Source organism: Indibacter alkaliphilus LW1 (genome assembly GCF_000295935.2).
Classification (GTDB): domain Bacteria; phylum Bacteroidota; class Bacteroidia; order Cytophagales; family Cyclobacteriaceae; genus Indibacter; species Indibacter alkaliphilus.
This window is the reverse complement of sequence record NZ_ALWO02000037.1, coordinates 415,800-430,337: the sequence shown is the minus strand read 5'-3', so window position 1 is coordinate 430,337 and position 14,538 is coordinate 415,800. Positions and strand designations below refer to the sequence as shown.

Annotated in this window: 10 protein-coding genes; 4 read left to right on the top strand and 6 right to left on the bottom strand. The window is 38.8% G+C overall.

Translation table 11 applies throughout. The annotated features are described in order from the left end of the window. Positions 1-7 precede the first annotated feature (7 nt). The 4 genes from A33Q_RS14250 (at position 8) to A33Q_RS14235 (ending at position 4,904) form a co-directional block, all read left to right on the top strand. Complete coding sequence (locus A33Q_RS14250) at positions 8-1,579, top strand: SusD/RagB family nutrient-binding outer membrane lipoprotein (RefSeq protein ID WP_016255290.1); 1,572 nt, start codon at positions 8-10, stop codon at positions 1,577-1,579. Positions 1,580-1,645: 66 nt separating this feature from the next. Next, positions 1,646-2,785, top strand: coding sequence for a glycoside hydrolase family 18 protein (locus A33Q_RS14245; RefSeq protein WP_009033534.1), 1,140 nt, complete (start codon positions 1,646-1,648; stop codon positions 2,783-2,785). A 72-nt stretch (positions 2,786-2,857) separates the two neighbouring features. Continuing rightward, positions 2,858-3,880, top strand: coding sequence for a LacI family DNA-binding transcriptional regulator (locus A33Q_RS14240; protein ID WP_009033533.1), 1,023 nt, complete (start codon positions 2,858-2,860; stop codon positions 3,878-3,880). Positions 3,881-4,019: 139 nt separating this feature from the next. Then, on the top strand, positions 4,020-4,904 hold the full coding sequence (locus A33Q_RS14235; RefSeq protein ID WP_016255289.1) for an ROK family protein: 885 nt from the start codon (positions 4,020-4,022) through the stop codon (positions 4,902-4,904). Positions 4,905-4,945: 41 nt separating this feature from the next. Here the strand turns inward: A33Q_RS14235 and A33Q_RS14230 are convergent, their stop codons facing one another. From A33Q_RS14230 to A33Q_RS14205, 6 genes are all read right to left on the bottom strand, one after another. Beyond that, positions 4,946-6,265 (bottom strand): vanadium-dependent haloperoxidase, encoded by a 1,320-nt coding sequence (locus A33Q_RS14230; protein ID WP_009033531.1) that lies wholly within the window; start codon positions 6,263-6,265, stop codon positions 4,946-4,948. Beyond that, complete coding sequence (locus tag A33Q_RS14225) at positions 6,266-9,547, bottom strand: VCBS repeat-containing protein (RefSeq protein WP_009033530.1); 3,282 nt, start codon at positions 9,545-9,547, stop codon at positions 6,266-6,268. 33 nt (positions 9,548-9,580) lie between these two features. Then, on the bottom strand, positions 9,581-10,822 hold the full coding sequence (locus tag A33Q_RS14220; RefSeq protein ID WP_009033529.1) for an ROK family protein: 1,242 nt from the start codon (positions 10,820-10,822) through the stop codon (positions 9,581-9,583). Between the two features lie 187 nt (positions 10,823-11,009). Continuing rightward, positions 11,010-12,461 (bottom strand): DUF6600 domain-containing protein, encoded by a 1,452-nt coding sequence (locus tag A33Q_RS14215; RefSeq protein ID WP_016255287.1) that lies wholly within the window; start codon positions 12,459-12,461, stop codon positions 11,010-11,012. A 253-nt stretch (positions 12,462-12,714) separates the two neighbouring features. After that, positions 12,715-12,888, bottom strand: coding sequence for a Lacal_2735 family protein (locus A33Q_RS21995; protein WP_009033527.1), 174 nt, complete (start codon positions 12,886-12,888; stop codon positions 12,715-12,717). Between the two features lie 41 nt (positions 12,889-12,929). Further along, positions 12,930-14,522 carry a toxin-antitoxin system YwqK family antitoxin gene (locus A33Q_RS14205; RefSeq protein WP_009033526.1) on the bottom strand — a complete coding sequence of 531 codons (1,593 nt, stop codon included), beginning with the start codon at positions 14,520-14,522 and terminating at the stop codon, positions 12,930-12,932. Positions 14,523-14,538: the final 16 nt, after the last annotated feature.

The window sequence follows — 14,538 nt, the reverse complement described above, 5'->3', positions numbered from 1 at the left end:
GAGAAAAATGAAAGCTATATATAAAATAACAGGTTTATTTCTGGCCATAACCTTAACCTTCTCGTCCTGTGACGAAGATGCGCTTTTGGATATGAATATTGATCCAAATTCTGCAACAGAAATGGATATGCAATACCTCTTTTCACTTGCAACATTAAGAATTGCAGGAGAATATGAAAATACCAGAGCCAATATGTTGTATGCCGCACCGGCAATTCAGCATACATCTTCGCTGGCAGCATTTTTCAGCGGGGATAAGTATTTCTATAATGCACAATACAGTGGTGCTTATATGGAAACTCATTACACGGGAGTTATAAGATCGCTTGCCCATGTAATTAAAAATACTGCTGATGATCCAAATGAAGCGAATGTCCATGCAGCAGCATCTATATTGAGGGTTTTTGACCTTCAAAGGATGACAGATCTATACGGTGATATTCCTTATTTTCAAGCAGGTAGAGGATTGGAAGGAGAAGAGTTTTGGTTTCCTGTTTATGACAGTCAAAGAGATATATATTATGACATGGTAGAAGAGTTGAAATCTGCCCGAGATAGATTCTCAACTTCTGCCAGAGGACTTGGAAATCAGGATTATATCTACAGAGGTGATATCAATCAGTGGAGAAAATTTGCTAACTCAATCCTTATGCGTATTGCTATGCGGATGAGTAATGTGGATGAGGCCAAAGCCAGAGAGGTGTTTACTGAAGCTTTAAACAATGGGGCATTTGAATCAAATAGTGACAATGCTTATATCCAATTTGATTCAGGGCCTATCGGAGTTAATAGAAATGGTTTGAACGATGGTTACTGGAATACCTATAAATATTCATTGTTCTGTAAGGTAAGTGAAACCTTTGTTGATTGGATGAAAGAAAACAATGACCCGAGATTGATGATAGTTTCCGGTGGAATAGGCAACCCTGAAGCAGATCCAAGTACTTGGAATACAGATCCAGAAGCTCAAAGAGGAATGCCGAATGGTTATAATTCCACTACTATTCTTAATGTCCTTTCAGGTAGTGATGTGGCATTGTTTCAGGATCAAGGGAACAGGATGTTTTCCATGCTTAATCTGAAATACATGGATTGGGAAGACCCTTACTTATTGATTACTTATGCTGAAACAGAATTGATGAAAGCCGAAGCAGCTGTGAGGGGATGGATTGGTTCTGATGCCAATACCCATTTTTCAAATGGTGTTGCCGCCGCCATAAACGCTTGGGTAGACTTTGACGACTCATTTGCAAGGTCAGCTGATCAGGTTAATGCCTATATTCAGGGTAGAGGCTTTGCATCTGCATCTACAGAAGATAAGCTAAGGTTGATCGGGGAAGAATACTGGGCAGCAACTTGGCTGAATGATATAGAATCCTGGTCTAATTGGCGAAGAACAGGATATCCTACATTGACTCCTACCCAAGATCCAAATAGGTTTGAAGCAAATGAAATCCCAAGAAGGCTGAGGTATTGGGAAGCGGAAATCGGAGCTAATCCAGAAAACTATGAAGCAGCTAGAGCAAGAATAGGTGGTGATTTTCTGATGACCCGTGTTTGGTGGGACGGAGGAAATTAATCTATTTTGAACTTAAATTTGAAAAGGTGCTTGAGGGCACCTTTTCTTTTTCTAAAAATATTAAAAATGAAATCATCTGTAATTAAAATAGCACTTATTTTATTGGGTTCTTATCTAATTGGATGTCAGCAAAGGCCACATGCCGATAAGTTACAAAATGCAACAACTAAAAAAATCATTGGATACATAGCAGGTTGGAAAGGGGTGGATACGAGTGCTGTTCAGGCTGAAAAGCTGACTCATGTCAACTATGCTTTCGCGAATGTCATTGACGGAATGGTCACTGAGGGAGAGGGAAGATTCGATCAGGATAAAGTAAACATCCAAAAGCTTCACTCCCTGAAATCAAGAAATCCTGATTTGAAGATACTCATCTCTATAGGTGGCTGGACTTGGTCCAAAGGTTTTTCTGATGCAGTACTCACTGATGATTCCCGTAAAAAATTCACAGATTCAGCTATTGCTTATTTGATCCGACATGATCTGGATGGACTTGATTTTGATTGGGAATATCCTGGCATGCAGGGGGATGGTAATGTTTTTCGGGCTGAGGATAAAGAAAACTTTGTTTTGATGTTGAAGTCGGTAAGACAGGCACTGGATAGTCTGGAAAAGGTTACAGGGAAACATTATCTAAATACCATTGCTTCGGCCGGCTTTAAGAGCTACTTGGAAGTAAATGATCTAGGCCAAGCACAACAATATCTCGATTTCATCAATATCATGACTTATGATTTTGTAGGACCTGGTACTGATACTACAGCGCATCATACAAATTTATTTAACCCTAATTTAAATGGAAGATCTGCAGCTCAAGCAGTTTTTGATCATGTAGAGGCAGGTGTACCCATAGAAAAGCTTGTTATGGGGATGGCTTTTTACGGAAAAAGCTGGAAATCAGTACGTCCGGGCAACAATGGACTTTATCAACCTGCAGTTTGGAATTCTACACATCCTTATCGTAACATCCAGGGTATGGTGGGTCAGGACGGGTATGTGAGGTATTGGGATGAAGATTCGAAGGCTCCCTTTTTATGGAACCAATCAGATTCTATTTTTCTAAGCTATGAGGATCCTGAGTCTATTGCTGCTAAGGCAGAGTTTATCAAAACCCACAACCTTGGCGGAGCCATGTTTTGGGAATATCATGAAGACTCGGATGATGGAGAACTCCTGAATGCCTTATTTCAAAGTCTGAGGAAATAAGCAAAAGTCCATTTTTGATTTTCTTTAAATAAAGCCCCATATTGCTATATTAATATATATGGGGTTTTATTCATGATGGCGAAAAAACGGGTTTCTATAAAAGACATTGCCAAAAAATTAGGAATTTCTATTACCACGGTTTCTTTCATTATTAATGGTAAGGCCAGAGAACAGCGGATTAGTGAAGAACTGATTAAGAAAGTTCAGGATTATATAGATGAAATTGGCTATAAGCCAAATCATGTTGCACAAAGTCTCAGACTTGGAAAATCCAAGGTGATTGTATTTATGGCTGAAGATATTTCCAACCAATTTTTTGCATCAATTGCGCGCCTTATTGAAGAAAAGGCCTATCAAAATGGCTATAAAATAATTTATTGCAGTACCGATAACGACCACGAAAAAGCCAAAGAATTGATTTCTACATTCAAAATGCGAAATGTGGATGGTTTCATTATTACACCAACTCCAAATCTTGAAAAAGACATCAAAAATCTTTTGGATGAAGGCTTTCCGGTTGTCTTATTTGATAGATGGATACCTGATGTTTCATGTAGTCATGTAATTGTTCAAAATGAAGAAAGCGCCTATCAAGGCACCATGCACCTTATCGAGAAAGGCTGTCGAAATTTATGTTTTGTGAGTGTGATGTCCACCCAATCACAAATGATAGACAGGGCCAGAGGGTTTAGAAAAGCTGCTCAAGATTCCAATGTAGATTACCAGGAATGTTTGTTGAAATTCCATAATCTTGCAGAAATTGAACCTTATGAAAAGTTGCTGGAATTTTTTGAACAGAGGCCTGGGATAGATGGGGTTTTCTTTGCTACCAATTATTTGGCTTTCGAAGGATTACAGGCTATGGGGGTGCTTCAGAGACAAGTGCCTGAAAAACTGAAAGTAGTTTCTTTTGATGACCATTATTTTTTCAACTTGTATAAACCAAAAATTACAGCGATAGAGCAGCCCCTTGAGATGATTGCTGAAAAGCTGATGGAAACCATGTTAGAGCACCTGGGGGAATTAGATAAAGTTTATAAGCCGGTAAAAGTCGTTTTGGCAAATAGGCTCAATGAAAGGGAGTCTACACTCTGATCAAAAAAAAGTTTTTTGGCTTATAAAAAGACTTTCAGATTATTTTTTTCTAATTTAGATAAAACCTTTTAGCAGTTAAAATTTCTTTTGACTGTTGAATGGTCATCATACCCAAAATAACTTTTATAAAAATAGAAAAATGACCTATAACAAGATTTTGGCGGGAGATATCGGTGGGTCTCATATTTCAGTAGCATCATTTAAAAAATCAGGTCAAGCCACGGAGCTAATTGAAATTAAGCGAATACCTGTCGACTCCAAAGAAAGTAAAGATAATATACTGGCATCCTGGAACAGACTTTTCAAAGAACTAGCGGGAAGTGACAATGAAATTTTGTTAGGTTTGGCAATGCCCGCACCCTTTGATTATGAAAATGGTATTTGCTGGATTAAAGACCAAGGGAAATTTTTGAATCTTTATGGCTTGGATCTGAAAAGGGAAATATCCGAATCGAACCCGATAAAGAAAGACAATATCAAATTTGTAAATGATGCGGAGGCCTTCTTGCTGGGAGAAAGTACCTATGGGGAAGGAAAGGGATGCGAAAAATTGATGGGGATAACCTTAGGTTCAGGTCTAGGTACTTCTTTTAAAATTTATGATAGTTTCAAAGATGCTGCTCTGTGGTCAGCACCGTTTAAGGAGGGAATAGCCGAAGATTATCTTGGGACGGCATGGTTTGTCAACTGGGCAAAGACTAATATGAACATAAAGATTTCAGGTGTTAAGGAATTGACCAAAGATTTGAAGATTATTGATAAATCAAGGCCTGCCTTCAGGGAATTTTCCAGCAATTTGGCAGATTTCATAAGCATCTATGACCAGAAGTATGACTTTGATAAAATAATTTTAGGGGGGAATATTACAAAAGCCAGTTTTCTTTTTTATAAGGATCTTTTGGAGGCATTGAAGAAAAATGGCTGTCAAAAACCAGTTTGTATCAGTAAACTTGGGGAGAAGTCAGCATTTTACGGTGTACTGGCATCTATTATGGAGACAAAGAAAACATCATTTCAGCATTGAATCTGATGTTGTGGGTGTTGGATTCAATTTGATTCTGCCAATTAGCTCGCATTTTTAATAAGACTTAAGATATATTCTCCTATTGATTTTCCTTGTATCACACCTTCTTCTATAGCATCTCTGAAATGTATTCCTCCATACAATCGGGAAATAGCTGCTTCCTCTGCGGCTTCCTGGAATGAGTTGAAATACCTTTCCGGAAGCCCAAAATAAACTTCGGATGTGTCCAAAAAATCAAAATTTTCACCAAAGTAGTCTGTAAGAATCACAGCACTGGCCGAGGAAATCACACTATGTCCACTGGTGTATTCTGGGAATGGTGGTGTCTGGAGTAGGGGTTTCCAAGATTTATCAACATATTTATTGATAGCAGATTCAGGACGGATCCTGTCCGAATCGTATTTTTCTTCCCAACAGCTGATAAAAGCATCATGAAGCCCCATTGATACTAAGGCATGTATAAATAAAGTTTCGGACCAGCTTAGTGTTGCTTTTTGTGCAGCAATTCCAGTAATACCAATCCAGTGACCTCCAGGTGAGATTTTTTTGATCCCAATTGCCATGTGACCAGAATATTGAACCATAAAAGGGTTGCAATCCCAGAAGTTTGCGATCAGTTTTTGTTCATCAGTAAGTGCAGAAGTGACCTGATATACTTCCATCAATTGTTTTTGAAATGAGCTATTTTCTTCAAGTGAAAAATTTGCTGGGGGAAGTGGTTTGTAACCCTGCAGGTCATCAATGAAAAAAGTTTGAATAGTTCTCCATTCTGGCTCCACAGCAGCCATGTAAGCAGGTGGTGTTGGATACCAGTGGCCTTCACCTTTTTTAGGTGTATACCTTGTGTGTGTACTCAGTTGAGCATATTTATCTTTTGCAGCAAATAAAAGAATTTGATCTGCTGCATATTGTCCTAACCTTTTACTTTCTGCCAATCCCTTTTTTCTTAACTTTTTATTTTTGAAATACTCTTTTTCCAGATTATGAATTACCTCATCCAATAAGTATCCTGAAGGCATTATTTTTTTACCAACCAGAAGCATGGCATATACAGACGCAAAATGCGGATCAATTCCATTGTTTAATTCATAAGAGTAGTCAACAGAAAGACTGGATTTGGAAAATAACTTACTCTTATCATCGGAACCACCCACGATTTCAAAGGCTAAGTGTGCTGCTAAAGTTGAGTAGGCGTAAAATCTTGCTGCGGCAGGTGGAGACGCAACATCAGTAACCATGACTTCTGTTATTTTGAATAAATTGTCTACATATAGATCAATAGTTGGTTCATCAGAAGCTTTTAAAGGTTCTGAGAGTAATAAGAGAAAAAGGATAAAATATTTAGCTTTACGTAAGTCCATTTATTTGAATTCCAAAACTTTAACCTGATCATGATTTATTCCAAAATAAAGTGATTTTGGATCGGAAGGCAAGCTTAAGATGGATTTTACATCTCCTTTGATATTGAGACCTGACTCGATCTGTGGTATATATTTGAAATTTCCTTCCCCATCCCCTTTAAATAGCTGACCTAAACTGGCATCAATCACTCCAAGTCTAAGTCTAATTCTGGATTGATTTCCTGCAAGTAGAAAATCAAGGTTCCCGTCACCGTCATAATCCAATACATGAATTGCATTTACCGGTGCAAATTGGGCTTCTACGGGGAGTTCTCTTATTTCAAACTTTCCATTGACCTGCTCTAGAAAAACTGTATTCAACTCAGTTACCTCTAGTGTGGATGCGCTTTTCATTGCATCCCTACCCAACACCTTCTCTATAGTAGCAATAGCATAGGATTCGTAATCCGTAAACTTACTTCTTAGGCTGTACATCTGATCTAATAATTCATCCCTACTTGGAAATGGATAAGCTTTGCCCCGGATGAAAGAGGTCAGAATAGGGTCTATGGAGGAGTTTTCATCAAAATCCCCAAAGTAAAGAGTCAAAGGTTCTTTTGAATTTGGTGAAAATTGGGAATTCAAACCAAAGTTTCCTACCAACAAATCCAATGTTCCGTCATTTGTAAAGTCTGCAGATTCAATTTTTCTCCACCATCCTTTTGGGCTATTTGGTAAAATAGAAGTGGTTTGATTTTCAAATTTCTGACCATTCTGATTTATTAAAAATGTAATTGGCATATACTCACCCACCAAAACCAAATCCGGATACCCGTCCTTATTGATGTCCATACCTTTGGCGTCAGTGATCATCCCCAACACTCCATCATCAGGAAGGTAAGCTTTGGTGGCATCCCTGAAACTCCCTTTTCCGTCATTGATTAATATATAACTTTTAGGAGAAAGGGGATATCTTCCTGGAACAATCCTTCCTGCTACGAATAAGTCTGGAAAACCATCTCCGTTAAAATCTGCTACCAGGACTTTTGAAGAGGAAGAGCGGATTCTTGGCAGTTGACCATGTTGTCTTGTCAAATTTCCATTGCCATCATTGATGTAGAGCCTGTCTTGCAGCGATTCATCTGTACTTAGATAATCATGATATCCACCACTGGAAATATACAGATCGAGGTGTCCATCTCCATTTGCATCAAAAAATACAGCGTCTGAATCAGTAAACTCCTCATCCACTAAGAAACTTTCAATGGGAGTCCATTTTCCTCCTTTCCATTCAAATAATTTTCCAGGGTAACCTTTAGATCCTCCAATGTAAATTTCTTCTTTGCCATTGCCATTGATGTCCCCGGCAACCATAATTGGCCCAATGTAGCTGGGCATCTCCAATAAAAGCGGTTGTCTTTTGAAATCATTGAACCCATACTCTTCATGTCGAAAGTGAAATTCAATTTCGGATGTTGAGAATACTTTCCTTTTAGCTTCTTTTATCTTGTTTTTGAAAACTCCTTTAGATTCTTCTAAAAGTAGTGTAGTATTGATCTCTGGACTTGTTATAAGATTCACTTTTCCTGTGGGCCAAACAACCTTTACAGAATCTATTTTTGAACCTCCCAGTCCAAAATGAAGTGTTTGAGAAACTGAAGACTGAAACCCCCTTATAGGCATTTGTTCCTGATAAAGTAAGTTAGAATTGGTGTAAACAAATACTTTACTGCCTATCCCCGCCGTATTCTCATGTTCACCTTTCAGTTGGATTTTCAGAAAATTTTTAGTCTCATTTCCGGTATTTCTAAATATTGAAGCAGGTTGATTGATGTTGCTGACGATTAGGTCTAGGTTGCCATCGTTATCTAAGTCTACATAGGCCGCTCCACTTGAGAAATTTGCCTGGGAAAACCCCCAGTTTTCTGATTTGTCTCTAAACTGCAGATTTCCGTTATTTTCAAAAAAGTAATTTGGAATCGGTGTCGAACTCATCGAGGTAACCAAATGAAGCGTATCAGCTTTTTCTCCAGCCACAGCAGATTTGAAATAATAATCTCCTTTGTATTTTAAAAAATCACGGTTGGTATAATCCCTGTAATACCCGTTGCTAACAAATAGGTCTTTGAAACCACTGTTTGTAGCATCGAAAAGCAAAGCAGACCAGCTCCAGTCTGTGTTGGAAATCCCTGCTAATTGACCGATTTCACTGAACACACCCTCTCCATGATTCAGGTGCAGCATGTTGCGCATATTTTGGTGGTAAAAACCCCGGTTGACCATCAGGGCATATTGTTCATAGTTTTCAGGCCCATAAAGGAGCTTTTGCCTTTTGTTGTCTTCTGGCAACATATCCAGTGTGAAAATGTCCACAAGACCGTCATTATTGACGTCTGCGATATCCAATCCCATGGAAAAATGTGAAATATGCTGAAGGTATTCAGTCAGCATATCTGTAAAAGTACCATCCCCATTGTTGATGTAAAGGTAGTCCGGCTCTATGTAATCATTGCTGACATAAAGATCAATAAATCCGTCTCCATTGATGTCAGAGGCTGTTACACCTAAACCAAAACCTAAGGAAGAACCTTTAATACCGGCTTCTTCACTGATATCTACAAACTTGCCATTGTCATTTCTGAAAAGCTTGTCTCCCGCAAAAGGATGACGTTTGCCCCTTGCTTCATCAAACTCAATTTCATTGATTACCTCAATATGATGGTTGAGAAGGAAAAGGTCTAGATCTCCGTCATTGTCAAAATCAAAGAAGAGGGCTTGGGTAGAATTAGAAGGATCATCCAATCCATAGGTCTTTGCTGATTCTATAAAAGTCAGATTCCCCTGATTGATATACAATTCGTTTCTCCTACTTTCAAGGTTTCCATTTCCCGAATAGCAGACATATATGTCCAATAGACCGTCCCCATTGATATCGGCAACACTGACCCCTGTTGTCCATGAGTTTTTGCCTCCTACTCCTGATGATTTGGTAATATCCTTAAACTTGAAGTCTCCCAAGTTCAAATAAAGCTTGTTTTCGGACATGTTTCCTGTAAAAAACACATCTTCCAAACCATCATTGTTAAAATCTCCTACTGCAACTCCTCCTCCGTTATAGAAATATTCATAGGTCAGGATATTGTTGTTCCTGTCTTCTGTGAGCTTATTATTAAAAGTGATTCCGGATTTTCTATGTGATATTGACTCAAATTTAGGTTTTCCACCTTTTTCCTGAGCATTTCCCCGAATGCATATCGTGCAAGTAGTAAGAAAAAAAGCCAATATGGTCAGTTTGAACTTCATACTTGTAAAGTGGCTTGGTTAGTCTATTTCAATTTAATACGAATCAAAGATATCCTCAAATATCTTTTCGTTTACGACAGCGACTCCTCCAAGTAATCCAACTTCTTTCCCAAGCTTGTAGATAACCAATTCGGTGCTTTCGCGGGTTTTGGGCATACTATAGATGTTTAGTGCTTGCTGAATTGGAATAGTCAGATACTGTTTGGCTTCTGCAATTGAGCCTCCTAGAATAATAAGCTCCGGATTCAACAATTGAATTAAGATGGAGATTCCTCTACCCAAAAAAAGACCTGCTTCAGATAAAATTGTTATGGCTCTCTGATCTCCTGAAAGTGCGGCTTCTACCACAAGGGCTGGTTCTATTTCATTATTGTTCTCTTTTGCCATTCGCGCAAGGATTGAATCCTCATCCAGCTGAATAGCTTGATTAGCCATTTTTACAATAGCCGTTCCTGAGGCTATTGTTTCCAGGCTTGTATTTTTATTGATCGTATTGGTGTCAAGGCTTTCAAAAATGGGGGAGTGGCTGAACTCACCTGCAAACCCGGTGGCTCCATGGTATAGTTTACCATCTATAATTATCCCAATTCCGATTCCCCAACCTATAAATATTCCCAGAACGTTTTTGTAGGATTCATTTTGACCAAACTTGAATTCAGCCAAGGTCATAGCCCGGGCATCGTTTTCAAGATATACCTGCCTTCCAAATTTTGCTTCAAAATTTTCAACCAGGCTCTTTTTTCCGAATTTCAAATAAGTATGGTTGATGCCGTTGACAGAATCTATCAAGCCTGGCATCGAAATTCCTACTGCAATTATTTTACTGTCCTCAAGTCCTGATTTTTCTTTATGCCTGATCACAAAATCACAAATAGCATCAAAAGTTTCTCTTTCATTATTCAGTTGCTGCTTGAGTATTTCAGCAGTAGTGATGGCTTTATTTAGGCTATTATAAATGGCTACCCTTGTCCGGAATTTATTGATATCTACTGATATAATATAAAATGAGTCATCTGAAAGCCGGTAGAGGTCGGGTTTTCTTCCTCCCTGAGATTCAGCCCGGCCATGTTTGATTATTTCTCCTGAGCTCATCAAGTCACTCAGTAGTGAATTCACTGTAGGTAGGCTTATTCCTACTTCGTTACACATTTCACCGGCTGTATTACTCCCTTTGGTATAGAGGTTCTTGATTAATTTAAGTTTATTGATGTAGCTTTTGGTTTCTACTACACCACCGGTCTTATCGAGGGCTTTTTTTGGGTTGATTAGGTTCATAGCAAAATTTCAAACAATTAAGTGATTTTTTAAAGAATTACAAAAGGGCTTAAACAAAAAAATAGACAATTATAAATATTTTGGTGGGTCCTTAGAATTTTTTTTATTCATTGTCGGGTAGTGCTTTTATTTTTTCTGTAAATGAATAAAAGACCATTCAATCTGAATGGTCTTTTTTTCTTAGGGTTTAGTTACCTCCTCTGCTGCCTCTGCTTGACCCTTGCCTCGATGTATTTCCTGAAGAAGAGCTTCTGCTTGGAGTAGACCTGACAGCCGGAGAACTCTGCCTACTCGAAGATCCAGATCTTACCGAAGGACTATTGCTTCTATTTGAAGAACCAGATCTCACCGCTGGAGAACTTTGTCTACTTGGAGCACTATTCCTTACAGCAGGGCTATTTTGTCGCGTAGATGCCCCACTTCTTACTGATGGATTGTTGCTTCGATTAGATGATCCACTTCTAACAGCTGGAGAACTTTGCCTATTTGCTGACCCACTTCTCATGGCCGGATTGCTTTGTCTTGTTGTATTTCTGGAATTGTTGACCGCAGGAGCATTACTTCTTTGGCTTCTTCCAGTTTGGACATTGCTATTGGACCTATGGGATGGTGAAGTGACAGCATGATTGTTAATTTCACTATTAGATCTCGTTCCCATAGTTGCATTTCTGGACTGATTTGCTGATCTATTAGGAGATGTAGCAATTCTGTTTTGCTGAGAAGTGTTGCCTTGTGCCCTTGTGGCTTGGCTGTTTGATCTTGTAGCCGATCCGGGATTTTGAAGCGCGCGATCATTACGGTTGTTTTGAGCAGAATTGTTTAGCCTGCTTCTGGTTTCTGGTCTTTGTCTATATTCTTCTGCTGTGTAAGCCCTAGAGGGTTTAGCTTCCTGATTCGCTGTCCTTGATCTATCAATTTGAGGTCTGTATAAACTCAGGTTGTTGTTATTTAGGTTTGCTCTGCCCGGTCTATTGGAGTTGCTGACATTATAGACTGGAACATTTCTACCGGTAACTCTCCGGAGTTCATTTCTGGACGGCCCTGTATAATATGTGGTATTGTTATAGACATAGGTGTTGTTGATGATCGTAGTCCTATTATATATATTGACCACATTATAGCTCGGAACGAAATATCTGTGAAAGTATCTAGCTCTAAATCTCCTTTGAGGAAGGAATACCCAATGTCTGTGGGGGATATTTATAGCGATATTCACGTGCATACCTGGCCCAAGAGGAGCCCAACCGTAGAATCCACCTCCGGTTCTCCAACTTACCCAAGCTGGTCCCCACTCATATCCGGGCACCCAGGCCCAGCCATAATAGTCACTCCAAAACCAGCGCCCATAGTGGAAAGGAGCCCAGCCCCAATCATAATTGGAAACCCAGGTGTTTCCGTAATTTGTCATAGTCCAATACCCGTTAGTCAGGTAAGGCTGAAAGCCAGCCTCTGCATAAGGTACCCAGACGTACCCATGATTTGGGTCCATAACCCAGTCGCCGAAGGGTGACAACTCATTATAGAAGACCTGAAATGAAACGCCTGTGTGATATGGAGATGCATGAGCTCTGTTGCTCAGAGCGATACCTATGCCTAGCAAAAGTACCATGCTTATTCGATATAGGATTGCAGTTTTCATAATTGTAGGTTTTTGTGCGTTTAGTTGGGTTTACGCTAAAAAAAGAAATATAGTTTTGAAATAATTATATTAATTAGAATAAAAAATTAGCAAAACCGTTTTAGCAAAATTATTCTTTACTAGAAAAAGTACTTGAATTTGATGAAACCGTGATCTGATTTTCAAGGTTTTAGGAAAAAAATCTTCAGTAGTGTGATACAGTTTCTCAAATTTTTAAAAAAATAAAAAAGCCAGCTGCTTAGCTGGCTTCATTCTAGTAGTTTTTCTTTATCTGGTCAATTTTCTGTGCGATTTCATCCGCTTGAGCCATAAGCTTGTCTGCTTCTGTCCTATTGCTATGAGAAACCTTATGAGACTTCTCCAATAACTCTTTATACTTTTCCTGAAGTCTTTCTACTTCAGTCTTTTTCTTAAATAGTCCGAACATACCTTTTTTAAAAGTAACTGATTAATGGACGGATGGTTCATTTAATTAGAGAAATTAAATTGAATTTCATTTCTCATTTCATCCTCTTCAGTGACTATTTCATCATTTTTAAAGTTTATAATTTGTTCAAGTCTTCCGTTAAGATTGTAGTACCTCCAAGCTCCTTCTTTCTTGCCGTCTTCCATATTGCCTTCGGACGCCTTATTTCCGTTTTCATGGTAATAAATCCAAGTGCCTTCAGGCTTCCCCATTTCATAGTTTCCCTCAGATTCTTTTTTCCCTGAAGTGTAATAGGTTATTCTTGTACCTTTCCCATCTTCCAGTGTGCCCTTTTCAAGGGTAGCACTACCATCATAAGTGTAATAGTCAGACACATTCATTAGTCTACCATTGCTCCAGAATTCTTCTTGTGTGAGTTGTTTGTTGTCATAAAACAAACCCCAGACGCCTTCTTCAAAGCCAAGAAAGTAACTTCCAACGGATTTTAATTGTCCTCCATCATAATAATAGAACCATTGGCCATTTTCAGAACCCAGACTATACTCCCCTTCGGCAATTAGGATTCCGATTTTGTTGAAATACTTCCAAAGACCTGTTTTTAAGTCATTTCTATATTCACCGATAGAATACAGGGTACCTTCTGGAAAATAATTTTTCCATAAGCCGTCTTTGACCCCATTTCTATATTGCCCTTCTACTGAGACTTTACCGTTGGAGTGATACTCTTCATATTTCCCAATAGGAAGTCCCAATTCATAAGTTTTTCTTTTTGAAAGTGTTCTGTTGGGGAAAAACTCCTCCCAAACGCCAACAGGAATATCGTTTTCATATCGCTCAATTCTTGCCTGACGTCTATTTTCATAGAAAAATTTCCACTCTCCTGTTTTGTTACCGTTGTCATCAAAATGTTTTTCGGACTCTAAAACCCTGGTTCCTGGATAAAATGCTTCCCATTTCCCAATTCTTCGGCCATTTTTATACTCTCCCCTTTCCTCTACCATTTTATTAAAAGAATACCGGGTGAAGGTTCCATGCGGTCTGTTATTTTGATAGTTTATAGTCACTAACAGATCTCCATCCACTGAGAATTCCTGGTAAGATCCTTCTTGAACTCCATTATTGAAATTTTGAATAATAGCTGGCTCACCATTATTGTAAAAAGTTACCCAACGACCATTTTTCTTTCCGTCTGCGTATTGTCCTTCTACTTTTACTTGCCTTGGATTGAAGAAATCAGGTTGGCCTGTACGTCCATAAAATTCCCTGTATAAACCTACCGCGACACTGTCCTTGTATACTCGGTCTAAAATGATAGCACCTGTCATATCATATTCCCTAAAAACGCCATTGAGTTTATTGTCTCGGTACTCTGCTTCCAGTTGACGGTTTCCATTACTGTGGAAAACAACTGCTAAGCCATCTCTACTGCCAGAACGGAAAGTAATTGTCTGGATAAGTCGTCCTGTTTTGGGATTTTCAAATTTCCACAATCCCTCCATTCTTCCATTGTTCATGATTCCTGTTCCTACCAAAGTGGAATCTGCATTATAAATGGATACTACATTGGAATTGCCTTGCCCCCAGGATGTGAATGTGATCAATACCAAGGACAGAATGCCAAAAATATATTTCATATATGGGAAATCTTTG